A 26146-nucleotide genomic window follows, 5' to 3' on the forward strand; every position below is an offset into this window, starting at 1 on the left:
GCGCCGGGCGCCCGGGGACGTGTACCTTCCCGTTCGCCTGCGTACGTCATAATGCACGGCGGGCGTGCCAATCGGGGCCGCCCGCCGACAAGAAGGTCCACCCGTGCGCAGCTACCCCGCCCTTATCTCCCTCGGAGCCTCCGCCGGTCTCGTCGCGGTCTGCGTTGTGCTGGCGCTCACCGGATGCAGCCCGGCAGCGACCCGGTCGCCCGCCGCCCCGGCCGGCTGCGCCCAGCCCGGGGCAGCCTCAGACGCCGTGGTCGCGCCGGGGGCCGTCGGCAGCGCGCCGGAGGTCACCTTCACCACGCCGCTGACCGCCGCGAACACCGAACGCACCGTCATGACGGTCGGCACCGGCGCCCCGGTGCAGACCGGCGACTACGTGGAACTCGGCGTCGCGTTCTACAACGGCAGGACCGGGGCGAAGATCGACGCCCGCGGATTCGGGCCCGGCACCTCGGGACTCGACACCGGAGCACCCGTCCGGGTGAACCTTGCCGCGCCGGACGGGACCCTGCTCGCCATCCTCAAAGGCGTCACCTGCTCGACGGTCGGCTCCCGGGTCGCCGTCGTCGCGAGCCCGGTGGATGCCTGGGGAGCGCAGGAGAACATCGAGCTGGACCTCCACGCGAACGACAACGTCGTCATCGTCGTGGACGTGCTGACGGCGGCGGCGACCGCCCCCGTCGCGACCGATGTTCCGGCGACTGGGGCTCCCGACACCAACGTCGGGTAGCGTCTTCCGTCGGGCTCCCTCGTGCGGGCATCCGCTACCGGAAGCCCGCGGTCTGTCCTCCGCCGACCGGTCGGTTCAGGTTACTCATAGATGCATGGTTCATACTGACCGAGGCCCATCATCGAAGAGACCACTCTCGAAACAGAAAGATCAGCGTGCGCAAACTTCCTGCCCTTCTCACCGTCGCAACCGTCGCGGTGCTCGCCCTCACCGGCTGCAGCGGATCCCCGTCGTCGACACCGACGGCATCCGCCGCCGCCGCGCTGACCTGCACGGACCCCGGCACGAGCTCGGACGCCGTCAAGGTCGCCGGTGACGCCGGCGTCGAGCCCACCGTCACCTTCACGGCGCCGCTCGCGGCAACCGCGACCGAGCGCACCGTGATCACCAAGGGCGACGGCGACGCCGTCAACACCGGTGACGCCGTCGAGATCGCGTACACCGCGTACAACGCCACCTCGGGTGCCAAGCTCAACGCCGGCGGTTACGGCACCGCAGCCGGCCTCACCGTCACCGTCGCCGAGACCGGCTCCGTCATCCCCGGCATCCTCAAGGGCATCGCGTGCTCCAACATCGGCTCGCGCGTCGCCGTCGTCGTGCCGCCGGTCGACGCGTTCGGCACCACGGGTAACACGGACCTCAAGGTCGCCGCGACCGACAACATCATCTTCGTGATCGACGTGAAGGGCAAGGTGCCCACCCGCGCGAGCGGCGCCGACCAGGCCCCGCAGGACGGTTTCCCGACCGTCGCGCTCGCCGACGACGGCGCCCCGACGATCACCGTCCCGAAGAGCGACGCCCCGACCGAGCTCAAGACCGAGGTCCTCAAGAAGGGCGACGGCGCGACCGTCGCCGACGGCGCGACCGTGACCGTGCAGTACGCGGGTGTCGTGTGGGCCACCGGGAAGGTCTTCGACCAGAGCTGGGGCAAGGGCGGCCCGGCCACCTTCGCGACGGCCAACGTCGTCCCCGGCTTCGCCCAGGGCCTGGTCGGCCAGACCGTCGGCTCGCAGGTCGTCATCGTGATCCCGCCGGCGCTCGGCTACGGCGCAACCGGCAACACGACCGCGGGCATCTCGGCAACGGACACCCTTGTGTTCGTCGTCGACATCCTCGCGACCGCGTAGTCGCGACACCGCTTAACCAGACACCCGCACCAGGCGGCGGCCCCCGGGCCGCCGCCGGAAGGCCCAGTTCCACCATGCAGCGCACGATGTTCAAGTCCAAGATCCACCGCGCCACCGTGACGCAGTCCGACCTGCACTACGTCGGTTCGCTGACGGTTGACGAGGAGCCTGATGGAAGCCGGCGACCTGCTCGCCGGTGAGCGCGTCAGTATCGTCGACGTGAACAACGGCAGCCGCTTCGAGACCTACCTCATCGCAGGCAAGCGCGGCAGCGGAGTCATCGGCCTGAACGGCGCCGCCGCCCGCCTCGGCATGCAGGGCGACCTCATCATCATCATCTCTTACGCGCAGATGAGCGACGAAGAAGCCCGCAGCTACGTCCCCGTCGTCGTGCACGTCGACGCGGACAACCACATCGTCGCGGTCGACGCAGACCCCTCAGGTGTACATGTCGCTGGCCTGAGCCGCCCGCCGCTCACGGCCTGACGTCGAGCGCTCCTCGAACCGGCCGGTCTTCTCGGTCAGCTTGATCCGGTAGAGAACCGGTGCCTGACCGGATGCGGCCACCCGGACCGCCGACGGCGGCACCGGCTCAGACGCCGTCGTCCGGATCCCGTGGAACGTGCCGTCGGGACCCGAGACCGGCTGCGCCGTCGTCGACGTCACGTACGGTGCGAGCCGGGCGAGCAGCTTACGGAGGCCGTCGTCGGCATCCGCACCGTGCAGGCTCCTCGAACTCACCCCAGGCGACGACGGTGCGCCAGCTGGCGAGGTCGTCGAGCTGCTCCACCTCGAAGCAGACAGCGGGGTTCGCCCGCATCATCTCGACTTTGGTGCCCGCTGCGCTGTGCGCGTACACGGTGTCGCCGTCGTAGGCGTAGGTGATCGGCACGATGTAGGTGCGGCCGTCGCTGTGGCAGCCGATCCGGCCGACCACACTGGTGTGCAGGACTGCGTCGATTTCACGAGCGTTCAATTCCCCGAGCATGACCCCAGCATGGACCCGCCCGGTGAGGCGCACCAGTGCCAGGCGGGACTTCCCGCCGCCTGCGTGCTGCCGGCGTGCCGCCCGCCCGCGTGCCGACGACGTGGCGGTCGGCGGGGTCGGTACCGCGAGGCACCGGGCGCATGCCATCATCGTGGGATGGAACGTAACGCATCCGCTCGCCTCGCCCTCGATGTGCGGGCGCCCGCCCGGTTGATCCTCTCGATCGGCGTCGCCGACGACCCGGCCGTGTCGATCAAGGAGACCTTCGCGGCCGTGCAGGACGGCACCCCGTTGGAGGCCCGGATCGTGTTCGACCAGCACGGCACCCGCCTGCATGTCGTCGAGGCACAGGCCGGCTCGGTCGACATCGACTACGCCGTCACCGCGACCGGGCAGGCGAGCGACGCCGGTTTTTCGGAGATCGACCTCGTGCGCTACCTGCGCCCGAGCCGGTACTGCGAATCCGACCGGCTCTGGGGCACGGCCGCCGCCGAATTCGCCGGGCTCTCCGGCACAGTCCTCATGAACGCCGTCGCCGCTTGGGTCGGCGCGAAGCTGCGCTACGAGCCCGGGTCGAGCCTGCCGACCGACGGCGCCGTGCGGACCCTGATCGACCGGCAGGGCGTGTGCCGGGACTTCGCGCACCTCGTCGTCGCGCTGCTTCGCGCGCGGGACGTGCCGGCGCGGGTCGTCTCCGTGTACGCGCCCGGGCTCTCGCCGATGGACTTCCACGCGGTGGCCGAGGTCTTCGTCGACGACGCCTGGCATGTCGTGGACGCCACCGGACTCGCCCCGCGGCAGACGCTCCTGCGTATCGCGACCGGCCGTGACGCCGCGGACACCGCCTTTCTCACCACGATCGGCGGCGCGGTGTTCCTCCGCGATCTCACCGTGACCGCGACTGTCGACACCCTGCCGCGCGACGACCGGTACTCCCTGGTGCGCCTGCACTGAGCGGATGCGCCCCCCCGCATCCGCCGCCGCGCCGGTTTTGGCGGCCCCCGCCCAGAAGCATCTGCCACCGCGCGGGTTTCGGCAGGCCGCGCCCGCCGTTTCGGGAGCGGGCTGCGGTTTTGGTAGCGGCGGCGGGGCGCCGGGACTCCGGGACCTCAGCCGCCGCGCCGCATCACTTGTCGGCGCCCTGGTCGCGGGTGAGTTCGGCGACGCGGTCGACGATCCACGAGGCGAGGGTCGCGGTGACGACGCCGACGAGGGCGATCCCGCCGAGCATGAGCGCGACGGCGATCAGCCGGCCTTCGATCGTCACGGGGGTGAAGTCGCCGTAACCGACCGTCGCGATCGTGACAAAGGTCCACCAGAGCGCGTTGCCGAACGAGGTGATATTCGCGCCGGGAGCGCGCCGCTCGGCGTCGAGCACGGCAAGGGACGCGAGGAACACGAGCAGGACCGTCGCGGACGTGACGTAGATGCCGACCCGGGACCGCACCGCTGTCCCCGGCGAGCGGGGGAAGGCTGACAGGGCGGTCACGAGGCGGAGCAGGCGCAACGAACGCAGCACGGGCAGCACGACGACGAGCAGGTCGAAGAGGTGGGTGCGAAACCACAACCAGCGCTGGGGAGCGAGCACGAGATTCATCAGGTAGTCGAGGAGGAAGACCGACCAGGCTGCTTCGAGCACGAGGGTCAGGATGAGCCCGGGTTCGCCCTGCACGTCGGCGAGGACCCTCCAGGCGTAGTCGACCAGGAAGATCATCGCCGCCCCGAGGAGCGGCCACTGCACGAGCTGCTGCCAGCGTTCTTGAGTCATGCCCACACTCTAGGAGGACCATCGCCCGCACGGCAGGGCCGGCCGCCGGCATCCGCTTGCGTGCTGTCGGGCGGCGGATGCCGGCGGCGCGCGACCAGGGTCAGCCGGCGGTTCCGGGCACGAGCAGTCCGCTCTCGTAGGCGATGACGACGAGTTGCGCCCGGTCGTGGGCGTAGAGCTTGGCCATGGTCCGGTTGATGTGGGTCTTCGCGGTCAGTGGCGAGATGAACAGGCCGGCGGCGATCTCCTCGTTCGACTGGCCGCGCGCGACGAGCGTGAGGACCTCCCGCTCCCGATCGGTCAGGTGCGCGAGGCTCGGCGGCACCGAGGCCGCGCGACCCGGGCCGGTCGGCAGCACGTAGCGGCGGATCAGGCTCTGCGTAGCGGTGGGGGAGAGCAGGGCATCGCCCTGGTGGATCGTGCGGATCGCCCGCATCAGGTCGGCCGCCTCCGTGCCCTTGCCGACGAAGCCGCCGGCCCCGGCCCGGAGGGCCTGCACGACGTATTCGTCCTCCTCGAAGGTCGTCAGGATCAGGATGCGCACGGCCGAGAGCCCGGGATCCGCGCAGATCGCGCGGGTCGCCTCGATGCCGTCGAGCACGGGCATGCGGATGTCCATCAGCACGACATCGGGTAGCAGCAGCCGGGACTGGGCGAGCGCCTCGGCCCCGTCAGCGGCTTCGCCGACGACCTCGAGGTCGGGCTCGTGCCTGACCAGTTCGCGCACGGCCGTGCGGATCAGGGTCTGGTCGTCCGCGATCAGGACCCGGATCACGAGGCCGCTCCTGCTGCAGGGTCTGGAGCAGAGGTCGGGGCGGAGATGCGAGCAGGGGCCGGCGACTCGGCGGCCGGGACATCGGCCGGGGCGTCCGCCCCGGCGCTCGCAATGGGCAGGATCACGGCGAGCCGGAACGTGTCCGGGGGACGCACGCCGAACTCCACTGTGCCGCCGATGGTGCCCGCGCGCTCGGCGACGCCGACGAGGCCATGGCCGGTCGGGGCATCCGCTGCCGGGTCGATCGCGTGGAAGGCGACCGGGTTCTCGACCTCGATGTCGACGCTGTCGCTGCCGTAGCTGATGCGGAGCTCGGCGGTGTGGCCGGCACCGTGCTTGTGCGCGTTGGTGAGGGCCTCCTGCACGATCCGGTAGGCGATGGTGTCGACGGGGGCGGGCAGCCGGGTGCCCGCGCCGCGCACGCGCACGGTCACGGCGAGGCCGTCGCGGGCGAAGTCGGCCAGGAGCGCGTCGACCCGGCCGAGGCCGATCTCGGCGGCCGGGGGCCGGGGGCGACCGGCCGAGTCGTCCCTGAGCACCGCGAGCATTGTGCCGATCTCGCGCAACACCGCCTGGGCGGCCTGGCGGATCGTCGTGAGCGATTCCTGTGCGTCGGCGGGCCGGTCGGGGAGTGCCTGGGTGGCGACCCCGGCGTGCAGGTTGATCACGGCCATCTGGTGGGCGACGGCGTCGTGCAGTTCGCGGGCGATGCGCAGCCGGTCTTCGGCGACCCGGCGCAGAGCCTCCGACTCGCGGGTCTCCTCCGCGGTGCGGGCGCGTTCGGTGATCGCGGTGATGTACGCGCGGCGCGACCGCACGGCGTCACCGGTTGCGCCGGCGAACCCGATGATCGCCGCGTATTGCACGACGCGGGGGTCGAGCACGTCGGCCGGGGTGACGACCAGGCTCGTGATGACGAGGGCGAATGCGTTGAGCGACGTGGCCACGATGGTCGTGCGCCGGTCCGTGCGGACGGCGACGTTCCAGGCGGCGATCGCCGTGGGCATGATGAAGGCAGTCAGTGGCACACCGAGGCCTCCGGCGATCATGAACAGGGCGACGCACACCGCGAGAACCTGAAGGGGCCAGCGCCGCCGCACCAGTAGTACGGCCGCTGCGGCGACCGCGACGAGGGTGCCGGCGACGCTCGGCACGACCCGGAAGTTGCCGCCGAATGGCAGGAACGCGCCCGCGAGCACCAGCAGGGTGATCAGCGTGTCGGCGGCCCAACGCGGCAGGTGCGCATGGCTGTACATCGAGGTCATCTCCCAAGGATGCCCCCTGCGCCGGGCTGCGGCATCCTCCCGGGGGACGAGAGGCCGTACCGCGCCTGCGGTACGGCAGGTTGCTGCCGCAGGAGGATGCCCGGCGAGACGGATGCCGCGACGCTGGAACAGTGCCGGCTCGCGGCATCCGCCACGCCCGACCCGGCGCACCCACGCAGCCACCCACGCAGCCGACAGCGCTACATCACCCGGAGGAGAACACGATGTCCCACCCCATACTCGCCGCCTACGACCTGAAGAAGTCGTACGGTCGCGGCCCGAATCGATTCGACGCGCTCAAGGGGGTCACCCTGGAGATCTTCGCCGGCGAGTCCGTCGCCATCGTCGGCAAGAGCGGCTCGGGCAAGTCCACCCTGATGCACCTGCTCGCCCTGCTCGACAAGCCGAGCACCGGCAGCGTGGAGCTCGGCGGGAGCGACACCGCGACCCTGAAGGGCAAGCGGCTCAACGAGACACGCAACAAGACCTTCGGATTCGTTTTCCAGCAGTTCTTCCTCACGCCGGGGGCATCCGTGCTCGAGAACGTCGTGTTGCCGCTCAAGATCGCCGGTATCGCCTCTCGGAGCCGCAAGCTGCGCGGCCACGCGGCGCTCGAACGCCTGGAGCTCGACGACAAGGCGAGGAGCAAGGCCAACGCGCTCTCCGGCGGCCAGAAGCAGCGGGCGGTGATCGCCCGCGCCCTCGTCAACGATCCGCGGATCATCTTCGCCGACGAACCCACCGGCAACCTCGACAGTGCCACCGGCGCGATCGTCGAGGACATCCTGTTCGGGCTCAACCGCGAGCAGGGCATCACCCTGATCATCGTGACCCACGACGAGGACCTCGCCGAACGCTGCGACCGCCGGGTGTACATTCGCGACGGCCTCGTCGTCTCCGAGGAAGCCCGGGTCGCAGCATGAGGGCCATCGACGTCGTCGGCTCGGCCATCGGCAACAGCTTCCGCAGCCGCCTCCGCACCACCCTCACCGTGCTCGCCATCTTCATCGGCGCGTTCACGCTCACCATCACCAACGGTCTCGGCACCGGGATCAACGCCTACATCACCGACACTGTCGCATCCATCGGCGCGAACGACGTGCTCACCGTGACGAAGGTGTCGCCGGATGCGACGACGACCGGCCCGCAGGAATACTCGGCCGACCAGATCACCAGCGGTGGGGGCGCGGCCGGGGGTGCCGCGGGGAGGACGACCGTCGCCGCGATCACCCCCGCGGACCTCACCACGATCGCCGCCATCGACGGGGTCACGTCCGTGGAACCGAGCCTCTCGGTCACCCCGGACTACGTGACGACGGGCAGCAGCAAGAAGTACCGGCTCGGGCTCGGCAGCTTCGTCACCGGGACGACGCTGCAGCTGTCCGCGGGCGCCCAGCTCGATCCGGCATCATCGGAGCGGCAGATCGCGCTGCCGGTGTCGTTCGTCGCACCGCTCGGGTTCGCGAGCGACGCGGATGCGATCGGTGCCACCGTGCACATCGGCATCACGGACGCTGCGGGAACGTCGAGTGTCATCGACGCGACCGTGGTCGGGGTCTCAGAGGCCGGTCTCGGTGCGACGGGGAATGCGACCGCGAACACGGCACTCACGACGGCGCTCTACGACGCGCAGAGCGTCGGGCGCAGCGCGACCGCGAAGGACAGCTACGCCCAGGCCGTCGTGCACTTCGACGCGAACGCCTCGGCGAGCGAGGTCACCGCACTGCAGGCCCGCTTCACCGACGCCGGCTTCACTGCCAAGACGGTCGCCGACCAGATCGGCACCTTCAAGTCGGTGATCGACGCGATCGTGCTTGTGCTCAACGCCTTCGCCGTGATCGCCCTGCTCGCCGCGAGCTTCGGCATCGTCAACACGCTGCTGATGAGTGTGCAGGAGCGCACCAGGGAGATCGGCCTGATGAAGGCGATGGGCATGGGCGCCGGCCGGATCTTCGGCCTGTTCAGCATCGAGGCGGCGTTCATCGGCTTCCTCGGCAGCGCGATCGGCGCCGGCATCGCGATGATCGTCGGCACCGTCGTGAGCCGCGCGCTCTCGACCAGGCTGTTCGCCAACCTGCCCGGCCTGCACCTGATCTCCTTCACACCGGCATCGATCATCACGATCATCCTGATCGTGATGGGCATCGCGTTCCTCGCCGGCACCCTGCCGGCCTGGCGTGCCGCGCGGCAGGACCCGATCGAGTCGCTCCGCTACGAGTAGCGGTTGCACGCTCGCCGCGCCGGTTTCGGCAGGCCGCGCCCGAAAGGGCGGTAGCGGCTTGCCGAAACCGGCGCGGGCGTGCCATGAAAGGGGCGCGGCTTGCCGAAACCGGCGCGGGCGTGGCGCCGGGCGAGCGGATGCGCGCGGCGCGGGCGCGCGGGGCTCGCCGCCTACAGGCCCTGCTCGACCATGGTCACGACGCGGCCGATCAGGGCCTGGGTCGACTCTGGCGGCAACGCCCGGAGCGGGCCGTCGAGGAGCAGCGAGGCGAGGCCGTGCACGGCCGACCAGGCCAGGAACTCGGCACCCGGCCGGCGCTCGGCGGGGAGGACGCCCGTGGTCACGAGGTCGTCGAGCGCCTCGCTGAGTAGCTGGAACGGGGTCAGCCCGCGCTCGCCGGCCCGTGCAGCGCTCGTTGCGCTCTCGAGGTCGGACGAGGCCGTGAACGCGGTGCGGAACAGCCCCGGTTCGGCCAGGGCGAAACGCAGGTAGCCGGAGCCGACGGCGCGGAATCGGAGCCGGGCCGTGGCTGCGTCCATCGTCGTTCCCGCGGCGGATGCGGCGGCATCCGCCACCGGGATCGCCGCCTGCTCGTCCTCGATCGCCCGGGCGACGCCGGACTGGCACTCTGAGCAGACCGCCTCGAGGAGCGCGCTCCGGTCGGCGAAGTGCCGGTATGCGGCGTTCGGGGCGACGCCGGCGCGGCGAGTCGCCGCGCGGACCACGACGGCGGCCGGGCCTCCCACGCGGGCGAGTTCGAGGCCGGCGTCGATCAGGGCACGCCTCAGGTCGCCGTGTCGGTAGGTCGTGCGACCCTGGGACTCGGTGGCTGGATCGGTGTTCGTGGTTGTCAAAGTGAGGCCGCCTCGTTACGCTGGAGACCGAATGTGTACAACGTCCACAATACCGCAGGGATGAACACGATGACGATCATCGAAGCCAGGGGCCTGACCAAGACGTACCGCTCCAAGAGCGGGCCGGTGCATGCGCTCGCCGGGCTCGACCTCTCGGTTCCACGGGGCAGTGTGAAGGCCCTGCTCGGTCCGAACGGCGCGGGCAAGACCACCGTCGTGAAGGTGCTCACGACGCTGATCCGGCCGGACTCCGGCACGGCGTTCGTCGACGGAATCGACGTCGTCGCGGACCCGAAGGCCGTGCGCCGGATCATTGGGGTGTCGGGCCAGTACGCGGCCGTCGACGAGAACCTGACCGGTTTCGAGAACCTCGAGATGGTCGGTCGGCTCTACCACCTCGGCGCGACCGAATCCCGGCGTCGCGCCCAGGAGCTCATCGACCTCTTCTGAGCTCACCGCCGCAGGCAACCGCCCGGTCAAGGGGTTCTCCGGAGGCATGCGCCGGCGGATCGACCTCGCGGGAGCGCTCGTGATCAACCCCAAGGTGCTCTTCCTTGACGAGCCGACCACGGGGCTCGACCCGCGCAGCCGTATCGCGCTCTGGAACGTGATCAAACGGCTCGTCGCCGACGGCACGACCGTGCTGCTCACGACCCAGTACCTCGAAGAGGCCGACCAGCTCTCCGACGACATCGTCGTGATCGACGACGGCCGGGTCATCGCCGAGGGCACCTCCGACCAGGCTCAAGGCGCAGATCGGCGGGCACCGCCTCGAAGTCGCGCTCGTCGACGCCGGTGCCGGCGCGAGCGAGGCGGCCCGCGGCATCCTCGCCCGCTTCGGCGACGGCGAACCGATCGTCACGAGCGACGGCCGCGGCCTCGAGGTCGCGGTGACCGACGGGCCGCTCGCCCTTCAGCACGTGCTCGCGGCGCTCGGCGACGCCGGTATCGAGCTGCACGACGCCGGCATGCGCCGGCCGACGCTCGATGACGTGTTCCTCAAGCTCACGGGGCACAAGGCCGACAAGGCCACGGGCGCAGCGGATGACGACACCCTCGACCAGAAGGAAGCGGTGAAGGCCCGATGAGCGCGATTTCCACGACCCTGCCCAGCTGGAACCCGTTCTCGCTGTGGTACTCAGACGGCTGGACCGTCACCAAGCGCAACCTGATCAAGATCAAGCGTTCCCCGGACATGCTCGTCTTCGCGGTGATCCAGCCGGTGATGTTCGTGCTGCTCTTCAGCCAGGTGTACGGCGGCGCGATCCAGGTGCAGGGCACCGACTACACGCAGTTCCTGATGGCGGGCATCTTCGCCCAGACCGTCGTGTTCGGGTCGACGTTCTCCGGGTCGGCGATGGCGCTCGACCTCAAGGAGGGCATCATCGACCGGTTCCGCAGCCTCCCGATGAGCTCGTCCGCGGTGCTAATCGGCCGCACCAACAGCGACCTCGTGCTCAACACCATCTCGATGGTCATCATGATGGCGACCGGGCTCGCGGTCGGCTGGCGGGTCAACTCCTCGCCGGCCGAATTCCTCGCCGGCGTCGGCCTGCTCCTCCTGTTCAGCTACTCGCTCAGCTGGGTGATGGCCCTGCTCGGTATGAGCGTGAAGAGCCCGGAAGTGATCAACAACGCCTCGTTCCTCATCCTGTTCCCGCTGACGTTCGTCTCGAACGCCTTCGTGCCGAGCGACACCCTGCCGACCCCGCTGCGGATCTTCGCGGAGTGGAACCCGGTCTCCTCGCTCGTGCAGGCGGCCAGGCAGCTGTTCGGCAACGAGGGCACCGCGCCCGTTCCCGAGATCTGGACCATGCAGCACCCGATCCAGACGGTGCTGATCGGCATCACCGTGATGCTCGTGGTGTTCGTACCGCTGTGCATCCGCAAGTTCGCGTCGATCAGTTCGCGGTAGCGTGACAACTGACCGAGCTTTCCGCTGACTGAGGTGCTGCAGCGACCGACCTGTTCCACAGACTGACCTGTTCCGCAGACTGACCTGTTCCATCCGCTCGAGCAAGGGAGTTCGACATGACTGACTCAGAGACCGGAACGACGACAACCGGCCGGGGCATCGGCATCCTCGAGGGATTCAGCGGTTTCGCCGTCCCCGACATCGAGGCCGCCCGTGCCTTCTACGCCGGCACGCTGGGCCTCACGGTGACCGACGGCGGCATGGGGATCCTGCGCATCGAGTTGCCTGGCGGGGCGCACGTGATCGCATACCCCAAGTCCGACCACGTGCCGGCGGTCTACACGATGCTGAACTTCGCGGTCGGCGACATCGACGTCGCAGTGGACACGCTCATCGCGCGCGGGGTCGTGTTCGAGCGGTACGAAGGCTCGCCTCACGATGCGAAAGGCATTGTGCGCGGGTGGGGACCGCCGATCGCCTGGTTCACGGACCCGGCGGGCAACATCCTTTCGGTTCTCGAGGATTCGGTGGTCGAGGAGTCGGCACAGCACGATGAGTAACGAGGTGCCGTTCACGACCGACCGGCGCACCGGTCAGTTGCGTGCTCCGCGGAACACCGCGCCGCGGTCGACGGGACCGTACGACGTGAAGCGGGAGGACAAGGCCCTGTACGCGCCGACGAACCGTGACTGGGAGTTGATCGAGGTTCCCGCGCAGCGGTTCATCGCGGTCGACGGGCGCGGCGACCCGAACGTCGCGCCCGCGTACACCGAGGCGGTCGAGGCCCTCTATGCGGTCGCCTATGCGATCAAGTTCGCGGCCAAGCGCGGCCTCGGGCGCGACCTCGTCGTCGCCCCGCTCGAAGGCCTCTGGTACGCAGACGACCCGGCCGGCTACGCCGCGTTCGCAGCCGGCGACAAGGCGTCCTGGAGCTGGACGATGCTGATCGGCCAGCCCGACTGGGTGACGGATGCCTTCATCACTGACGCCGTGACGGCGACCCTGGCGAAGAAGAAGCTTCCCACCCTCGCGAGCGTCCGCATCGAGTCCCTCGCCGAGGGCCTCAGCGCGCAACTGCTGCATGTGGGACCCTACGACGACGAGGCGCCGGCACTCGCGCGGCTGCACGGGGAGTTCCTGGCCGAGCACGGTCTGCGCCTGAACGGCCTGCACCACGAGGTGTACCTCGGGGACCCGCGCAGAAGCGCCCCGGAGAAACTCAAGACGGTCCTCAGGCAGCCGGTCGCCCCCGCCTGAGCCCGGCATCCGCTGCGGCGCGGTCGACATCGCGCGCCAGTTGCGCCGTTTCGCGCCAGCCGTGCCCGCGACATCCGTCCGCGCGCCCGTTGCGCCGCTTCGCGCCACGCGTGCCTGGCGCGGAGCGGCGCTTGTGGCGCGCGAGCGCCGCTGCCCCGTCGCCTATGGACGCCGGCACCCGTCTGCGCGCCAGTTGCGCCGCTTCGCGCCAACTGTGCCGGCAGCATCGGCCCGCGCGCCGGTTGCGCCGCTTCGCGCCACGCGTGCCTGGCGCGAAGCGGCGCTGTTGGCGCGCGAAGACCTGAGCGCGGCGGATGCGGCGGCCGGGCCCGGCATCCGCTGCCGGCGGCCGCGCGGCTCAGCGGCTCAGCGACCGGTGCGCTTGCCGAGCTTGAGGTTCGCGGTGCTGCGGGTGCGGCCCGGCGCGGACTGCGTCTTCTTAGCCACGGCGGGCTTCGCCTTGGCGGCGGCGACGCGCAACGCCTTCGCGGCGGCCTTGGCTTTGTCGGTCTTCTTTTCCTTCTTGACCTTCTCGCCACCGGCGGGCACCGAGTCGACCCGGGAACTGGCCTTCGTGCGGCCGCGCACGATGCCGATGAACTCCTCGATGTCCTCGGTCGTCTCGGCGGCGAGCCAGGCGAGCGACACCTGGCTCTCGGCGACGTCCTCGACGGGCCGGGAGACGAGGTCCTTGCGGCTGTGCAGCCGGGCGATCGAATGCGGCACGATCACGATGCCGACGCCCGCGGCGACGAGCTCCATGGTCTCGTCCATGTCGCGCACGGCGGCGAGCGGGCGGCGGCTGCCGTCGCGCACCTCGGTCGCGACGTCGCGCCACTCGGGAACGGCGTCGGGGTCCTGCAGCAGGTGCTCGTCCGCGAGGTCGGCGACGAGCAGACTGTCCGCGTCGGCGATGAAGTGGTCCTTCGCGGCGACGACGACCGGGATTTCCCGGTAGAGCGCGATCAGGCTCAGGTCGTGTTCGTCGATCGGCAAGCGCACGATGCTGACCTGGGCGCGGCCGTCGTGGAGCACTGCCGACTGCTCGTCCGGGGTGGTCCGGAAGACCTCGAGGGGCTGGTCGGGGCGGCGTTCGGCCCAGGCGCGGGTCCACTTGGTCGGCGTGACGCCGGCGGCGAAGGCGATGGAAAAAGTCACCGGCATCCTCTCTGTTTGTGGCGCGCGGGGCGGCTCACCGATATGATCCGCCGAAGCGGTGGTGCTCTCAGGCTATACGCTGGACTGATGAGCGAGAAGAAGACCCAGACCATGAAGCCCGCAACGGCGGCCCAGAAGCTCGGGATTCTGCTCGAGGCAGCCCCCGAGGAGTTCCAGAACACCCTGATCTCGCGCACCGAGCTCACCGAACTCGACACGAACCCGCCGGAGTGGCTCGTCGAGTTGCGCACCAACGGCCCGCACCCCAAGCAGGTTGTCGCCGCGAAGCTCGGCGTCTCGATCTCTGGGCTCGCACGCGGCAAGGTCACCGAGCCGCTCACGAGCGCCGAGATCCTCGCGTTGCTGCAGCAGCCGCCGGCGTGGCTCGTCACCGAGCGCGCCACCCAGTTCGAGGTGCGCGAGGAGCAGATCCGCGTCAAGGACCGCGACGCCGAGCGCGCCCGCAAGGCCGCGCACGCCGCCCGTTTCGCCGCCCAGAACGAGAAGGCCGCCGCGAAGAAGCGCTAGCCCTGGCTCTCGCGTTCCCGCGCCCGGCCCTCACCAATTCGACGGACTTTTTGGGTTTCTGGCACGTAAGAGTGTGTTTTAAGCGCTTTCCGGGCAAAAGCTCCGTCGAATTGGTTATGCCTCGGTAGCGTCGGTGCCCGCGGGAGCGTCGGCGTACTGCGCGCGGAGGAAGCCGACGATGTCGGAGAGTTCACCCTGCGAGATCGAGTGGCCCATGCCCTCGTAGATGCGCTCGGTGAGCACAGAGTGGCCGGGCAGCCAGGCCTGGGTGCGGCCGACGGCATCCGCCTGGATCACCGGGTCGGCCGTGCCGCGGCCCCAGAACACCGGAACGGGCCGTTCGGCGAGCTCGGCATCCCCGGGCTGGGGCGCCCCGGCGACGAAGCCCGAGAGCCTGCACCGCAAACGCGAACCGGTCGGGTGCCTGGCGCAGCAGTTGCAGCGCCATCGCGCCGCCCTGCGAGAAGCCGAGCAGCCCCACGGATGCCGGCGGCACGACGAGCGCGTCGAGCCAGGCGAGCACGCTGTCCGTTGCCGCTTCGACAGCGGTCGCGCTCGGGGCGCTCGGGTTGACGTCCGCGCCGGGGACACCGATCGGGAACCACGCCCAGCCGCCGCCGACCGGCAACGGTGCCCGCAGTGCGGCGAGGACGGGCTTGAGCGGCAGGTGCGGCGCGAGCGAGAAGAGGTCACCCTCGTGGGAGCCGTAGCCGTGCAGGATCAGGAGCAGCGGCCGCCCGACCCGGTCGGCTTCGGACGCCGACCAGAGCACCGCGCCGGGATCGATCGCCAGTGCGGCAGAGGCGGGTGCTCCGCCGGTGCTCCCGGTGCCGCCGGTGTTCTCCACGTCGTTGTCGTCCATGTCGGTCCTCCTGCCGTACGCCGAGGCCGGAACGCGTCGACCAGTCAATACTTCCACTGCTCCGGCCCCGGATGCTGCGCCGCCTCCGGCCCCGGATGCTGCGCCGCCCGACCGAGGAGCGCGACCACTGCCGGCCTGCGGGCCGCTCCCGCGGGAGGCGCCCGCGGGCGAGCGCGACTCGCCCCGGAACGCGACAGGGCGCATCCGCTCGCCGGTTAGGAGAGAATGAAGGCATGAGCGTGCGCACCCCTGACCCCGACCCGGACTGGACGCCTGGCCCCGAGAACATCCAGCCACCCAATCAGAACCAGGGCTGGCTTACCGATGTCGAGCTCGCGGACATCCGCCGTCGCCTGCCGATCCTGTACATCGAGGCCGTCCCCGTGCGGGTCGACGGGCTCGGCCAGGTCGTCGAGCTCGGCGTGCTGCTGCGCGCGCGGCCGACCGGCGAGATGACGCGCACCCTGGTCTCCGGGCGCGTGCTCTACGGCGAAACCCTGCGCGATGCGCTGTTCCGGCACCTCGAGAAGGACCTCGGGCCGATGGCGTTCCCGCAGCTGCCCGCGAGCCCGGTGCCGTTCTCGGTCGCCGAGTACTTCCCGCTGCCCGGCATCACCGCATTCACGGATGAGCGCCAGCACGCCGTCTCGCTGGCCTACGTCGTGCCCGTCACCGGCACCTGCGACCCCCGCCAGGACGCCCTCGAACTCACCTGGATGACACCGCTCGAAGCGGCATCCGAGGCCGTGTCCGCCGAGATGGAGGGCGGCCGCGGCTCCCTGCTGCGGATGGCGCTCGCCTCGGTCGGCCAGCTGCGCTGACGCGCCCGGTGGGCGAGCCGCCCGCCGCGGCCACGCCCTCCGCCACGCCCTCCGCTATGAACCGGCCGTCGGAGTGGGGGTCGGCGTGGACGCGCCCGGAGCGGTGTGCTGCTGTGCCTTCACGTCGGCGCGCACAAGGTGGCGCAGGGCGTGGCGCCACCGCTTCGGCACATCGGCCTTGGACTTGTCGGCCTTGGCCGCCTCGATCTTCGTGAGGTATTGGCTGGCCTGCGCGCCGTATGCTCCGGCGAGGACGTCCGTGCGAATGGCGGCCAGGGCCGCGGGGCGTGCGGCCGCGTCGAGCTTGATCGCCGCGCGCAGGTCCGCGCGCAACTGGGCAACGGTCCTCACGGTCTCGTCCGCGGCGACAGCGGTGTTGGCGGATGCCGACACGGCAGTCGCGAGTGACCCGGCGACGGTGGTCCCCGAGACGGAGGACGTTGCAACGGTCGTGGGCATCTCGGCCGCGCTCGCCGCGCCGACCGCGAACGTGCCGCCCGCAATCAGGCCGAGGCTGAGCGTCCCCGCAGCGACAACGGTCGTGGCTCGCTTCGTGAATGCATTCATATTTTCCTGCCTTTCGCTGGACCGGGAGGGTCCCGGCGGTGAAGCCACAGTGGCAGGCGCACGCAAACGACGTGTTCGGGAAATGTACGGAGAACGTAAGGCGAGTCGGGCACCCGCCCGCCCGGTTCGCAGCAACCGGCGCCTACTGGTTTAATGGATGCTGTGGGCGACGACAAAGGGCTGGTGCTGGTCGTCGAAGACGACCCCGCAATCGCGGACATCGAACGCCTGTACCTCGTGCGCGCCGGCTTCACCGTGCATCTGGAGTCCGACGGGCGCGCGGGCCTCGAACAGGTGCGCCGGTTGCGGCCGGCCGCGGTGATCCTGGACGTCGGCCTGCCCGGGCTCGACGGGATCGAGGTGTGCCGGGCCATGCGCGAGGCGGGGGACTGGACGCCCGTCCTCTTCGTCACCGCACGCGACGACGAGGTCGACCGCGTGCTCGGCATCGAACTGGGTGCGGACGACTACGTGACCAAGCCGTTTTCGCCGAGGGAACTCGTCGCGCGGGTGAAGGGAATCGTGCGCCGTTCCTCGGGCCTCATCGGCGACACGGTACTGCGGGTGGAGGATGTGACGCTCGACCCGGCGACCCGCCTGGTCGCGCGCGGCGGCATCCGCGTGGACCTGACCGCGACCGAATTCGACCTGCTCGCCCAGCTGATGGCCCGGCCAGGACGGGTGTATTCGCGGGAGGAACTGCTCTCCCTGGTCTGGGGAATCGCCGACTACAGTGCGAGCAGGACGGTCGACGTGCACGTCGCCCAACTGCGTGCCAAGCTCGGTGAGGGAAATCCGATCCGCACGGTGCGCGGCGTCGGGTATTCCGTCGCCGGCCGGGAGGGCTGAGCGGTGCGGCGCTGGTTCGGGTCACTCGGCGGCAGGATCCTGCTCGTCACGGTAGGCGTTGCGTTCGTCGCGGTTCTCGTCACTGCCGTCGTGTCCCTGCAACTCGTGCAGACCCTCGTCACGACGCAGGCCCAGGCGGACCTCGGCGGCCGGACGACCGCGCTGAGCGAACGGCCGCTCGCGACCCTGCGCATCCTGCTCGAAGACGACACCCTCCTTGGCGGACGCGGCGAGCGCTTTGTGTTGGTCGGCGCCGACGGGACGGTACCGGAAACAGGTTCGGGTGCGCGCACGGTCACGCAGGACGTCAAGAGACGCATCACCCAGGTACTGGATGCCGGCCGCTCGGTGTCGACGTCGCTGCAGATTCGGGGTGAGTCCTACGTGGTGGAAGCGCGGCCGCTCGCGGGAGGCGGCGGACTCGTCGGCTTCGTGCGCGTCGCGGACATCACCGACTCGGGCAGACTCGTCGCCGGGCGGATCCTGCTGGCCGTGCTCGTCGGGCTCGTCGTGGCCGTGCTCGCCGGACTGTTCCTGTCCCGGCGGTTGGCACGACCACTGGAGCGGACCGCACGAGCCGCTCGGCGGCTCGCCGACGGTGAACGCGGCGTGCTCATCGCGGCCCAAGGCATCCCGGAGATCGACGACGTGTCCCGCTCGCTCCGTGCCCTCGACCACGCGCTGGGTACGAGCGAGACCCGCCAACGGGAGTTCCTGCTCTCGGTGTCGCACGAGATCCGCACGCCGTTGACCGCGCTCCGTGGGTACGCGGAGGCCCTCGCCGAGGGCGTGATTCCGGCAAGCGACAGCGCGGCGGTCGGTGAAGTCCTGGTCGCGGAGACGAAACGCGTTGACCGTTTCGTGAGCGACCTGCTCGAACTCGCCCGCCTCGAAGCGGATGACTTCACGGTGCACCTGCAGCCGATCGACGTCGGCGGAGTGCTCGCGCAGGCTGCCCTCGCCTGGCAGGGTCAATGCACGCAGGCTCGGCGTCGCGCTGCGCGTTGACGGGCCGGGGGACGATGCGGGTGCGGGCGCGGTGCCGGGTGTCCTCACGATCGTGACTGACGGCATGCGCCTGCGCCAGATCGTCGACGGCCTGCTCGAGAACGCGTTGCGCGCAACGCCGACCGGCGGCGAGGTCGTACTCGCGGCCCGCCGGGTCGATGGCCGGCACGTACGTGTCGAGGTGCGCGACAGCGGCCCTGGTTTGAGCACATCGGATGCCGCCGTCGCGTTCGAGCGCGGAGTCCTGCGAGCCAAGTACCGCGACATCCGCCCGGTCAACACGGGCCTGGGCCTGTCCATCGCCGCCCGGCTGGTGACCAGGATGGGCGGCACGATCACGGTGCAGTCCGCGGCCGAGGGCGGCGCGTGTTTCGCCGTGGTGCTGCCGGTCGGCGACGGGCCCGTCGCACGCTGACGTGAGCGACGGGCGCCCGGGCATCCGCCTGCGGCGAGACCTACCGGACCAGGCGGACCTCGTGCAGCTGCTCGCCGAGCACTTCCTGAACCTGCTCGTGACCGTCGGCGGCGTAGCCGTTGCGTGCGTAGAAGGCGTGGGCGCGCGGGTTGACCGCGGCGACCCAGAGGTACGAGGGCCCGGCGTCGACGACCGCGTCGAAGAGCTTCTGGCCGATGCCGCTTCCGTGCTTGTCCTCGAGCAGGTACATGAAATAGAGCTCGTGGGCGGCGGGGGGCGTTCTCGTCGCGGGCGGGTCCGCTGCCGGCGAAGCCGACGACCTCACCGTCGACGAGCGCGACGACCTGGCGGTATTCGGCGCCCTGGGTGGTGAACCGGCGCCACATGGCGGCGAGGCGCTGGGGCCGCAGCTGGGAGAGGGCAGCCTCGCTCAGCAGGTGGTCGTAGGTTTCGTGCCAGCAGAGGGCGTGTACGCGGCCCAGACTCTCGGCATCCGCTTCTTCGACGGGCCGAACAACGACGGTGGTGGTGTCCATATTCTGACCCTAACCCAGCCGGGCGACACCGGTTGACCGCCTGTGCGGGGGCTAACTCAGGAGATTCGAAGCAGTGGGACAACGAGCCCCCGAATATCAGCGGACGGCACGCGACGGAGGGACGATTTTCCTGAGTTAGCCCCCGGTGGTCGCGGAGAACGCCCGGAAATGGTGGCCGCAGGCCGCGAAATCGCGCGCAGGTGGCGCCGATGGCGCAGGATTCACGCAGAAACGGGCCGGACTCCTGGTGGAGGCCGGCCCGTTGGGTCGTGCGGGGCGAAACGAGCGGATGCCGGGGGTTCAGCCCCGGCAGCCGGTCGCGCCCTCGTGCTGGTGCTGCTTAGCCCTGGGCGCGGCGCGGGGCCGAGCGACGAGCGCCGCCGGCGCCGGCGCCGGCTCCCGAACCGGATCCGCGGACGAGTCCGCCGACCTGCAGGCCGCCGGAGCGACCGGAACCCTGCGGGGCGTGGCTGCGACCGGAGGTCGCGGGGCGTCCCGAGTGCTCCTGACGCGCTCCGCCGGTCGAGGCGGTGTCGTTGCTGCGGCTGCCGCGGTTGCCGCGAACGGGAGCGGTGCTCGCGCCGTCGCGGTCGTCACGGCCGCGCGCGCGCTGCCCGTCCGAGGAGCGCGAGGTGTCGGAGGACGACGAGGAGGCGTAGGAACGGCTGCCGCCCTGCGAGCGTCCGCCGTCGGAGGACGAGGAGCGTCCGCCGGAGCGACCCCCTCGGAGCGTCCGCCCTGCGAGCGTCCGCCTTCGGAACGGCCACCCTGCGAGCGTCCGCCTTCGGAACGGCCGCCCTGTGAGCGACCGCCCTGCGAGCGTCCGCCCTGGGACTGGCGCTGCTGCTGCGGCTGTTCGCTGCGCGGCGCCGGCTTGACGTACGCGGCGACGTCGCCGACGAGGGCGGCGACGGCGGGGGAGTCCGCGGTCACGCGCTGCGGGGTCACCTTGATGGCGGCCTTGCGCAGCAGGTCCGCGGTGTCGCGACGCTGCTCCGGGAGCACGAGGGTGACGACGTCACCGGCGTGTCCGGCGCGGGCGGTGCGGCCCGAGCGGTGCGTGTACGCCTTGTGCTCTGCCGGCGGGTCGACGTGGATGACGAGCTCGATATCGTCGACGTGCACGCCGCGAGCGGCGACATCCGTTGCGACGAGAACGCTCACGTCGCCGTTGCTGAACGCGGCGAGGTTGCGGTCACGGGCGACCTGCGAGAGGTTGCCGTGCAGGTCGACCGAGGGGATGCCCGCCTCGGTGAGTGCCTTGGCGAGCTTCTTCGCGTGGTGCTTGGTGCGCATGAAGAGGATGCGGCGTCCGGTTCCGGAGGCGAGCTTCTCGATGAGCGCCTTCTTCTGTTCGGCGTTGTCGACTTCGAAGACGTGGTGGGTCATGGCGGAGACGATGCTGTTCGAGTCGTCGACCGAGTGCAGCACCTCGTTGTGGAGGAACTTGCGGACGATCTTGTCGACGCCGTTGTCCAGCGTGGCCGAGAAGAGCATCCGCTGGCCGCTGTTCGGCGTCTTGTCGAGGATGCGCGTGACGACGGGCAGGAAGCCGAGGTCGGCCATGTGGTCGGCCTCGTCGAGCACGGTGATCTCGACGGAGTCGAGGTTGACGTAGCCCTGCTTCATCAGGTCTTCGAGGCGTCCGGGGCAGGCGACGACGATGTCGACGCCGGCCTTGAGCGCGGAGACCTGGCGGCCCTGGGAGACGCCGCCGAAGATGGTCGTGACCGTGAGGCCGTATGCCTCGGCGAAGGGGGTGAGCGCGTTGGTGATCTGGGTGGCGAGCTCACGGGTCGGCGAGAGGATCAGTCCGAGCGGGCGGCCCGGGCGGCGCTTGCCGCCGGCGAGCGTGCCGCCGAGGCGCGCGGCCATCGGGATCGCGAAGGCGAGGGTCTTGCCGGAGCCGGTCTTGCCGCGACCGAGCACGTCCCGGCCCTTGAGGGTGTCGGGGAGGGTGTCGACCTGGATCGGGAAGGGGCTGTCGATTCCCTGCGCCGTGAGCACGGCAACGAGGGGAGCCGGCACGCCAAGCGCGCCGAAGGAAATTTCAGACAAAGTGGTGCCTTTCGGGCATCAGAGCCCTCCGTCGAACCGTGTGCGCACCCCGAGTGAGGGAATGCAGGCTTCGGAGCCAGGAGGATTCACATGGCGAAGGTGCCAATGGGCACATCCGTTCGCCGTAAGAATGTTCATTCGCAATATGCGCTCGGCCCACCAAAATGGTGTGCCGCCGCAACAAGAAGAGGGCGTTCTACGACGCAGCGAGCGCAGCGATGCATTCGCAAGTTGTTTCAGTCTAGCGGATGCTGTCAAGCACCCTCCCAGAAAAGCCCCGGTCGGCCCCCGCTCGCCCCGGGCACGCCTATCGACGGAAGGTGCGTTAGTCGAGGTCGCCCGTGTAGAGCTCGCCGACCGGAACATCGACCGTGACGGTGTTGCCGGCCTGCGCGAGCGGGCAGGCCCACATCGGGTCGTAGGCGCACGACGGGTTGTATGCGAAGTTGAAGTCGAGGATCACGGTGTCGTCACCGACGCCGGGGCCCAGGTCCGCCCCCTTGATCGTGTCGAGCAGGTAGCGCCCGCCGCCGTACGTCCCGCCGGGCCGGCCGGCGAGACCGTCCTTGATCGGCAGGAACAGGCCGCCGCCGTAGCTGCCGAGCCGCCACAGGTCGATCGGGCCGAGGTAGGGCAGCCGCACGATGCCGACCAGGTCGAACGGCACGGTGCCGTCCGTCCCGGTCTCGACCGCGATTCGGTGCGGCTCCGGAGCCCGGTGCACTTCGACCTCGAAGCGCCAGTCCGGGTCGTATGGCGCGATCGTGAGCCCCGTGAACGCGGCCCGGTCGTCGGGCAGCAGGGGCGACGACGGATGCCCCGCGAACAGGTCGTCGCGCCCGCTCCGCCAGAGTTCGTGGCCTGCCGCCGGGTTCTGCACGCTCAGCTGCCGCACTCCGGCATACAGGCCGGTCACGCGACGGCGCCAGTCGGCGAGCTGAAGGGCCCCGAGCGTCGAGCTCATGCCGGTGCCTCCGTCGGGGTCGGTGTCGTATTTCCGTCGTCGGCCGAACCAATTCGACGGAGTTTTTCGGTTTCCGGGGTGTTTTCGGGCCTCTCACGTGCAATTCGGACAGAATCTCCGTCGAATTCGTCAGGGCGCGTGGATGCATCGCCGTCTGTCGGACCCGCAGACCCGGCCGCGTCGATGCCCACGTCGAAACGCCAGGTCGGTGCGAGCCGCTTGAGTTGCAGCATCCGCCACTGCCACATCGCCCAGAACACCGGCCAGCTCGCCAGGGTGAGCGCGCCGGTGCCGAAGATGAGCTGGTCGCGGTAGAGCGTCTTGCCGGTGCCGGCCGGGTCTGCCGCCACGGCCATCCGGTGGTCCCAGAGTGTGACGGCCTCGAGGGCGCCAGACACGCCCCGGCCGGTGTCGCGCACGATGCGCACGCCGTCGCGCCGCTCGGTAGACATCTGCAGCCGGATCACCTGCTTCCCCATCGGCACGAGGCCGAGCGCGGTGAGTTCGACCGGGTGCTCGCCGGGTTCCCAGATCGAGGGGAAGCCGTCGGCCTCGAGCGACTCCACGCTGATGAGAGGGGAACTCACCTCGCGGAAGACGGCGGGGCTCTGCAGGGCGCGCCACGCGGCATCCGGCGGGCAATCGAGGATTTCTTTCAGGAGAACACGCATGCCCCCAGTCTGTGGTGCCGGGGCATGCAGTACAACTGAGGAGTGGCAATTCGGTACTGGCTCGGGGTCGCGCAGCGCGATAACGTGCAGCGGGGCGTCGCTATGGGGTTCGCGCAGGCCGGCTACCGGCTGCGCACCACGCTCGAGGGCATGCGGGAGAGCGACGGGGTCGTCTACTACTCGCCGAAGACCGCCGTCGAGGGCGAGCTGCTGCGGGAGTTCACCGCGATCGGGTTCGTCGCCGAGGGGAACGCGTACGAATTCCGGAGCCCCGAGACGCCCTCCGGCACCTATGTGCCGTGGCGGCGGCGCATCGACTACGACACGGATGCCGTCAGCACCTCGATCCGCCCGCTCCTGAACGTGCTCGAGTTCACCCGGTCCGACCCGGACTGGGGCTACCAGGCTCCGCCGCGGCCTGCTCGAGATCTCGCGGCACGACTACGACCTGATCCGGAGGCAGATGCGCCGCATGTAGGCGCCGGAGCGGCTTGGGCGCCTGTCTCCCGCCCGCCCGCCAGCCCCGGAGCCGGTCGGCGTGCGTTGTGTCGGAGTTTTTCGCGACACGCCGTGAGTCCGGGCGGTGGATGCCGCGAGTCGCGAAATTCTCCGACGTTGCGTCGTCCACGGCCTGCGCCGCATCCGCCGCGTGCGCGGTTTCGGGCGGGTGTCGGAGCCGGTCGGCGTGCGTTATGTCGGAGTTTTTCGCGACACGCCGTGAACCCGGGCGGCGGATGCCGCGAGTCGCGAAAATCTCCGACGTTGCGTCCGCCGCGGTGTCTGCCGCATCCGACGCGTGCAGCGCGGCCGCACCCGCCATTCGCCCCAGCCGCGTTGATTAGACTCGCGGCTATGACTGGCGATCTCTGGTGGGTACCCTCGGCCATACTTCTCGCGTTCGTGGTCCTCGGGGTGACTCTCGTCGTCGCATCCGCCCGCCGCCGGCGCCGCGACCGGGAACAGGCGGAGGCCGCGGTCGTCGCCGAACGCGCACGCGCCGCTGCGATCGCCCTGGTGCGCGCCGATGACCAGGTCGGCGCCGCGACCGACGAACTCGGGTTCGCGGTCGCCCAGTTCGGCGAGGCGGCGACCCGGGACTTCGCCACGGCCCTCGAGCTCTCCCGCCGCCAGCTGCGGGACGCCTTCGCCCTGCAACAGAAGCTCGACGACAGCGTGCCGGACACCGAGTCCGAGCGCCGCCGCTGGACGGAACAGATCATCGCGCTCGCCGCCGAGTCGACGACCCGCCTCGCCGAGCAGGACCGTGTCTTCACCGCCCGCCGCGGGCGCGAGCGCGACGCCCCGCTCCTCCTCGAGCAGCTCACCCGCCGCGTCGACCGGGTGACCGATCGAGTCGCCTCGGGCGCGGCGAGCATCGACAGGCTCCGGCTCAGTTACGCCCCCACCGCACTCGCTGCGTTCAGCGGCAACGTCGCCGAGGCGCGCACCGCCCTCGGGCAGGCGAAACAGGCCACGGATGCCGCGGCCGCCCACCTCAAGGCCGTCCCCGGCTACCCCATCGGTGACGAACTCGCGGCCGCGGAACTCGGGCTCTTCCACGCCGGAAAGCTCCTCGACGCGATCGAGACCGGAGAGGACCAGCTGCACGTCGGCCAGGCGACCCTCAATGCCGCCCTCGACTCCGCCGACGCCGAGATCGCCGAGGCCCGCACCCTCCGTGACGGGCACGAGGAGTCCGTCGCGGCCGCCGAACTGAACCGGGTGATCACCGCGGCCGATGCGATCGTGGCCGAGTTGCGGCATCCGTCGCGGGTGAGCGACCCCGCCGCCGACCTCGCCCGGCTGCGCGAGGTGCTCGACGGGCTCGACGTCACCCGGTCGGAGGCGCGCAACCAGCAGTTGCGTCTCGACAACGCCCGGGCGGCGCTCGCCGGCGCCCTGCTGGCCGCGCGCAGCCAGGGAACCGTGACCCGCAGCTTCATCGCGGCCCACCCCGGCCGGGTCGGCGCGGAGGCCCGTACCCGGCTCGCCGAATCCGAGCGGCTCGTCGCACTCGCCGAGGCCGAAGCGGACCCCGTGACCGCGCTCGACACGGCGCGCCGGGCGACGACCCTCGCAACGGATGCCGACGCCCTCGCCCGCTACGACGCTCGCTTCGACTGACCCGCCCCAGCCCTCGCCGGCCACGCGTCCGCATGCTCGGGGACGGTGGTCGGCCGTCCGACGGGTAGCCTTTTCCAGTGAGTGAATCCCTGCCCCAGCAGAAGTACCAGGTCCGCTTCGACGTCGGCCTCGCCGGGTTCCAGGCGCTCGCCGAGGATGCGGACGTGATCATCCTTGCGGACGCCCTGCCCACCGTCGGCGACACGGCACCCGCGACGCCCTTCGGCGAGCACCTCGTGATCGTGGCCGACCTCGGCAACCCGGCGCGGGTCGCCCAGTGGGTGCTCGCGCAGCAGACCGAGAAGGCCGACCGGTTCTCCGTGGCCGTGGTCGCCGTGGGGGAGCGGCGCCGCGACGGATCCCCGCGCCCGGCAGTCGAAGACTTCCTCCTGGCCGGGGAAGTGATCGACGAGCTCTCCCGCCTCGGAATCGACCACTGTTCGCCGGAGGCCGCGGCCCCCTCCGCCGGATTCCTCGGGCTCCATCGCGCCCTGCGTCACCTCGTGAGCGCGTCCGAGACCGCCGTTGCGCTCCGTGCGGCCGGCCGCGCCGAGGAGATCCGGGCTGCGATCGATCTGGCCCGGCCCCACGCGCCAGCGGATGCCGCCCAACAATCAGCCGAGATTCGCCGTGTCCGGGAATTCCGGTTTCCGGCCTGACGTTTCATTACTCGCAACAG

The 26146-nt window shown here is 70.5% G+C and carries 27 protein-coding genes and 4 pseudogenes; 18 read left to right on the top strand and 13 right to left on the bottom strand.

Annotated features, from left to right (window positions below):
- Nucleotides 1-103: 103 nt before the first annotated feature.
- The 3 genes and pseudogenes from KIV56_RS13730 to panD all read left to right on the top strand — a co-directional run bounded on the left by KIV56_RS13730 (nt 104) and on the right by panD (nt 2349).
- The gene (locus KIV56_RS13730; protein ID WP_281533877.1) at nt 104-736 is read left to right on the top strand and encodes a hypothetical protein; all 633 of its coding nucleotides are present in this window, start codon (nt 104-106) and stop codon (nt 734-736) included.
- A 155-nt stretch (nt 737-891) separates the two neighbouring features.
- Entirely contained in the window at nt 892-1863 is a 972-nt protein-coding gene (locus KIV56_RS13735) for an FKBP-type peptidyl-prolyl cis-trans isomerase (RefSeq protein WP_281533878.1), read from the top strand.
- Between the two features lie 74 nt (nt 1864-1937).
- Nucleotides 1938-2349: pseudogene (gene panD / locus KIV56_RS13740) on the top strand (aspartate 1-decarboxylase).
- Here panD and KIV56_RS13745 read toward each other — a convergent pair.
- Both KIV56_RS13745 and KIV56_RS13750 read right to left on the bottom strand, forming a co-directional pair.
- Nucleotides 2302-2604: a hypothetical protein gene (locus KIV56_RS13745; RefSeq protein WP_281533879.1), complete on the bottom strand. Its 303-nt coding sequence runs from the start codon at nt 2602-2604 to the stop codon at nt 2302-2304. The pseudogene panD and the gene KIV56_RS13745 sit on opposite strands and share 48 nt — an antisense overlap.
- The gene (locus KIV56_RS13750) at nt 2555-2851 is read right to left on the bottom strand and encodes a pyridoxamine 5'-phosphate oxidase family protein (RefSeq protein WP_281533880.1); all 297 of its coding nucleotides are present in this window, start codon (nt 2849-2851) and stop codon (nt 2555-2557) included. The genes KIV56_RS13745 and KIV56_RS13750 overlap by 50 nt, the downstream gene beginning before the upstream one ends.
- Nucleotides 2852-3007: 156 nt before the next feature.
- On the opposite strand from KIV56_RS13750, the gene KIV56_RS13755 reads away from it, so the two are divergent.
- On the top strand, nt 3008-3805 hold the full coding sequence (locus tag KIV56_RS13755; RefSeq protein WP_281533881.1) for a transglutaminase-like domain-containing protein: 798 nt from the start codon (nt 3008-3010) through the stop codon (nt 3803-3805).
- A gap of 172 nt (nt 3806-3977) precedes the next feature.
- Here the strand turns inward: KIV56_RS13755 and KIV56_RS13760 are convergent, their stop codons facing one another.
- The 3 genes from KIV56_RS13760 to KIV56_RS13770 all read right to left on the bottom strand — a co-directional run bounded on the left by KIV56_RS13760 (nt 3978) and on the right by KIV56_RS13770 (nt 6842).
- Nucleotides 3978-4619, bottom strand: a complete 642-nt coding sequence (locus KIV56_RS13760; protein ID WP_281533882.1) for a potassium channel family protein — start codon at nt 4617-4619, stop codon at nt 3978-3980.
- Between the two features lie 100 nt (nt 4620-4719).
- Nucleotides 4720-5394, bottom strand: coding sequence for a response regulator transcription factor (locus KIV56_RS13765; protein WP_281533883.1), 675 nt, complete (start codon nt 5392-5394; stop codon nt 4720-4722).
- Entirely contained in the window at nt 5391-6842 is a 1452-nt protein-coding gene (locus KIV56_RS13770) for a sensor histidine kinase (RefSeq protein WP_281533884.1), read from the bottom strand. Before KIV56_RS13770 ends, KIV56_RS13765 begins: the two co-directional genes overlap by 4 nt.
- 41 nt (nt 6843-6883) lie before the next feature.
- Between KIV56_RS13770 and KIV56_RS13775 the strand changes: the two genes are divergently transcribed.
- Both KIV56_RS13775 and KIV56_RS13780 read left to right on the top strand, forming a co-directional pair.
- Complete coding sequence (locus KIV56_RS13775) at nt 6884-7582, top strand: ABC transporter ATP-binding protein (RefSeq protein ID WP_281533885.1); 699 nt, start codon at nt 6884-6886, stop codon at nt 7580-7582.
- A complete protein-coding gene (locus KIV56_RS13780; protein WP_281533886.1) occupies nt 7579-8880 on the top strand; it encodes an ABC transporter permease in 1302 nt (433 codons plus the stop codon). The genes KIV56_RS13775 and KIV56_RS13780 overlap by 4 nt, the downstream gene beginning before the upstream one ends.
- Before the next feature lie 170 nt (nt 8881-9050).
- On the opposite strand, the gene KIV56_RS13785 is transcribed toward KIV56_RS13780, so the two are convergent.
- Complete coding sequence (locus KIV56_RS13785; RefSeq protein WP_281533887.1) at nt 9051-9734, bottom strand: TetR/AcrR family transcriptional regulator; 684 nt, start codon at nt 9732-9734, stop codon at nt 9051-9053.
- A gap of 69 nt (nt 9735-9803) precedes the next feature.
- Here KIV56_RS13785 and KIV56_RS13790 point away from each other — a divergent pair.
- From KIV56_RS13790 to KIV56_RS13805, 4 genes and pseudogenes are all read left to right on the top strand, one after another.
- Nucleotides 9804-10822: pseudogene (locus KIV56_RS13790) on the top strand (ATP-binding cassette domain-containing protein).
- Nucleotides 10819-11649: an ABC transporter permease gene (locus KIV56_RS13795; RefSeq protein ID WP_281533888.1), complete on the top strand. Its 831-nt coding sequence runs from the start codon at nt 10819-10821 to the stop codon at nt 11647-11649. The pseudogene KIV56_RS13790 and the gene KIV56_RS13795 overlap by 4 nt, the downstream one beginning before the upstream one ends.
- A 116-nt stretch (nt 11650-11765) precedes the next feature.
- Nucleotides 11766-12209 carry a VOC family protein gene (locus tag KIV56_RS13800; RefSeq protein ID WP_281533889.1) on the top strand — a complete coding sequence of 148 codons (444 nt, stop codon included), beginning with the start codon at nt 11766-11768 and terminating at the stop codon, nt 12207-12209.
- A complete protein-coding gene (locus tag KIV56_RS13805) occupies nt 12202-12906 on the top strand; it encodes a GyrI-like domain-containing protein (RefSeq protein WP_281533890.1) in 705 nt (234 codons plus the stop codon). Before KIV56_RS13800 ends, KIV56_RS13805 begins: the two co-directional genes overlap by 8 nt.
- Nucleotides 12907-13272: 366 nt before the next feature.
- Here the strand turns inward: KIV56_RS13805 and KIV56_RS13810 are convergent, their stop codons facing one another.
- Nucleotides 13273-14064 (bottom strand): LysR family substrate-binding domain-containing protein, encoded by a 792-nt coding sequence (locus KIV56_RS13810; RefSeq protein WP_281533891.1) that lies wholly within the window; start codon nt 14062-14064, stop codon nt 13273-13275.
- A gap of 87 nt (nt 14065-14151) precedes the next feature.
- On the opposite strand from KIV56_RS13810, the gene KIV56_RS13815 reads away from it, so the two are divergent.
- The gene (locus tag KIV56_RS13815) at nt 14152-14592 is read left to right on the top strand and encodes a DUF5997 family protein (protein ID WP_281533892.1); all 441 of its coding nucleotides are present in this window, start codon (nt 14152-14154) and stop codon (nt 14590-14592) included.
- Nucleotides 14593-14782: 190 nt separating this feature from the next.
- On the opposite strand, the gene KIV56_RS13820 is transcribed toward KIV56_RS13815, so the two are convergent.
- Nucleotides 14783-15454: an alpha/beta hydrolase gene (locus KIV56_RS13820; protein WP_348648399.1), complete on the bottom strand. Its 672-nt coding sequence runs from the start codon at nt 15452-15454 to the stop codon at nt 14783-14785.
- Nucleotides 15455-15687: 233 nt separating this feature from the next.
- Between KIV56_RS13820 and KIV56_RS13825 the strand changes: the two genes are divergently transcribed.
- A complete protein-coding gene (locus KIV56_RS13825; RefSeq protein WP_281533893.1) occupies nt 15688-16275 on the top strand; it encodes an NUDIX hydrolase family protein in 588 nt (195 codons plus the stop codon).
- 54 nt (nt 16276-16329) lie between these two features.
- Here the strand turns inward: KIV56_RS13825 and KIV56_RS13830 are convergent, their stop codons facing one another.
- Nucleotides 16330-16842 carry a hypothetical protein gene (locus tag KIV56_RS13830; RefSeq protein WP_281533894.1) on the bottom strand — a complete coding sequence of 171 codons (513 nt, stop codon included), beginning with the start codon at nt 16840-16842 and terminating at the stop codon, nt 16330-16332.
- A 153-nt stretch (nt 16843-16995) separates the two neighbouring features.
- On the opposite strand from KIV56_RS13830, the gene KIV56_RS13835 reads away from it, so the two are divergent.
- Genes KIV56_RS13835 through KIV56_RS13845 form a run of 3 tightly spaced genes read left to right on the top strand, consistent with a single transcriptional unit; the run spans nt 16996 to nt 19114 of the window.
- A complete protein-coding gene (locus KIV56_RS13835; protein WP_281533895.1) occupies nt 16996-17691 on the top strand; it encodes a response regulator transcription factor in 696 nt (231 codons plus the stop codon).
- A gap of 3 nt (nt 17692-17694) precedes the next feature.
- On the top strand, nt 17695-18699 hold the full coding sequence (locus KIV56_RS13840; RefSeq protein ID WP_281533896.1) for a histidine kinase dimerization/phospho-acceptor domain-containing protein: 1005 nt from the start codon (nt 17695-17697) through the stop codon (nt 18697-18699).
- Nucleotides 18700-18751: 52 nt separating this feature from the next.
- Nucleotides 18752-19114 carry a sensor histidine kinase gene (locus KIV56_RS13845; protein WP_281533897.1) on the top strand — a complete coding sequence of 121 codons (363 nt, stop codon included), beginning with the start codon at nt 18752-18754 and terminating at the stop codon, nt 19112-19114.
- Between the two features lie 40 nt (nt 19115-19154).
- Here the strand turns inward: KIV56_RS13845 and KIV56_RS13850 are convergent, their stop codons facing one another.
- The 4 genes and pseudogenes from KIV56_RS13850 to KIV56_RS13865 all read right to left on the bottom strand — a co-directional run bounded on the left by KIV56_RS13850 (nt 19155) and on the right by KIV56_RS13865 (nt 23343).
- Complete coding sequence (locus KIV56_RS13850; protein ID WP_281533898.1) at nt 19155-19364, bottom strand: GNAT family N-acetyltransferase; 210 nt, start codon at nt 19362-19364, stop codon at nt 19155-19157.
- 626 nt (nt 19365-19990) lie between these two features.
- Nucleotides 19991-21708 (bottom strand): annotated as a pseudogene (locus KIV56_RS13855) (DEAD/DEAH box helicase).
- 325 nt (nt 21709-22033) lie between these two features.
- Complete coding sequence (locus tag KIV56_RS13860; protein WP_281533899.1) at nt 22034-22672, bottom strand: DUF1684 domain-containing protein; 639 nt, start codon at nt 22670-22672, stop codon at nt 22034-22036.
- Nucleotides 22669-23343, bottom strand: coding sequence for a hypothetical protein (locus KIV56_RS13865; protein WP_281533900.1), 675 nt, complete (start codon nt 23341-23343; stop codon nt 22669-22671). Before KIV56_RS13865 ends, KIV56_RS13860 begins: the two co-directional genes overlap by 4 nt.
- A gap of 102 nt (nt 23344-23445) precedes the next feature.
- On the opposite strand from KIV56_RS13865, the pseudogene KIV56_RS13870 reads away from it, so the two are divergent.
- The 3 genes and pseudogenes from KIV56_RS13870 to KIV56_RS13880 all read left to right on the top strand — a co-directional run.
- Nucleotides 23446-23622: pseudogene (locus tag KIV56_RS13870) on the top strand (EVE domain-containing protein); the annotation flags it as partial.
- 573 nt (nt 23623-24195) lie between these two features.
- Nucleotides 24196-25467: a hypothetical protein gene (locus KIV56_RS13875; protein ID WP_281536261.1), complete on the top strand. Its 1272-nt coding sequence runs from the start codon at nt 24196-24198 to the stop codon at nt 25465-25467.
- A 77-nt stretch (nt 25468-25544) separates the two neighbouring features.
- Entirely contained in the window at nt 25545-26126 is a 582-nt protein-coding gene (locus KIV56_RS13880) for a hypothetical protein (protein WP_281533901.1), read from the top strand.
- Nucleotides 26127-26146 lie beyond the last annotated feature (20 nt).

This window comes from Cryobacterium breve, from assembly GCF_027594785.1.
Taxonomy (GTDB): Bacteria; Actinomycetota; Actinomycetes; order Actinomycetales; family Microbacteriaceae; genus Cryobacterium; species Cryobacterium breve_A.

Excerpts from the sequence above, each read along its gene's own strand:
- KIV56_RS13780 (WP_281533886.1), top strand. The coding sequence starts at position 7,579 with ATGAGGGCCATCGACGTCGTCGGCTCGGCCATCGGCAACAGCTTCCGC.
- KIV56_RS13815 (WP_281533892.1), top strand. The coding sequence starts at position 14,152 with ATGAGCGAGAAGAAGACCCAGACCATGAAGCCCGCAACGGCGGCCCAG.
- KIV56_RS13850 (WP_281533898.1), bottom strand. The coding sequence starts at position 19,364 with ATGTACCTGCTCGAGGACAAGCACGGAAGCGGCATCGGCCAGAAGCTC.
- KIV56_RS13825 (WP_281533893.1), top strand. The coding sequence starts at position 15,688 with ATGAGCGTGCGCACCCCTGACCCCGACCCGGACTGGACGCCTGGCCCC.
- KIV56_RS13865 (WP_281533900.1), bottom strand. The coding sequence starts at position 23,343 with ATGCGTGTTCTCCTGAAAGAAATCCTCGATTGCCCGCCGGATGCCGCG.
- KIV56_RS13835 (WP_281533895.1), top strand. The coding sequence starts at position 16,996 with ATGGATGCTGTGGGCGACGACAAAGGGCTGGTGCTGGTCGTCGAAGAC.
- KIV56_RS13805 (WP_281533890.1), top strand. The coding sequence starts at position 12,202 with ATGAGTAACGAGGTGCCGTTCACGACCGACCGGCGCACCGGTCAGTTG.
- KIV56_RS13775 (WP_281533885.1), top strand. The coding sequence starts at position 6,884 with ATGTCCCACCCCATACTCGCCGCCTACGACCTGAAGAAGTCGTACGGT.
- KIV56_RS13860 (WP_281533899.1), bottom strand. The coding sequence starts at position 22,672 with ATGAGCTCGACGCTCGGGGCCCTTCAGCTCGCCGACTGGCGCCGTCGC.
- KIV56_RS13750 (WP_281533880.1), bottom strand. The coding sequence starts at position 2,851 with ATGCTCGGGGAATTGAACGCTCGTGAAATCGACGCAGTCCTGCACACC.
- KIV56_RS13875 (WP_281536261.1), top strand. The coding sequence starts at position 24,196 with ATGACTGGCGATCTCTGGTGGGTACCCTCGGCCATACTTCTCGCGTTC.
- KIV56_RS13820 (WP_348648399.1), bottom strand. The coding sequence starts at position 15,454 with ATGGACGACAACGACGTGGAGAACACCGGCGGCACCGGGAGCACCGGC.
- KIV56_RS13830 (WP_281533894.1), bottom strand. The coding sequence starts at position 16,842 with ATGAATGCATTCACGAAGCGAGCCACGACCGTTGTCGCTGCGGGGACG.
- KIV56_RS13760 (WP_281533882.1), bottom strand. The coding sequence starts at position 4,619 with ATGACTCAAGAACGCTGGCAGCAGCTCGTGCAGTGGCCGCTCCTCGGG.
- KIV56_RS13800 (WP_281533889.1), top strand. The coding sequence starts at position 11,766 with ATGACTGACTCAGAGACCGGAACGACGACAACCGGCCGGGGCATCGGC.
- KIV56_RS13755 (WP_281533881.1), top strand. The coding sequence starts at position 3,008 with ATGGAACGTAACGCATCCGCTCGCCTCGCCCTCGATGTGCGGGCGCCC.
- KIV56_RS13795 (WP_281533888.1), top strand. The coding sequence starts at position 10,819 with ATGAGCGCGATTTCCACGACCCTGCCCAGCTGGAACCCGTTCTCGCTG.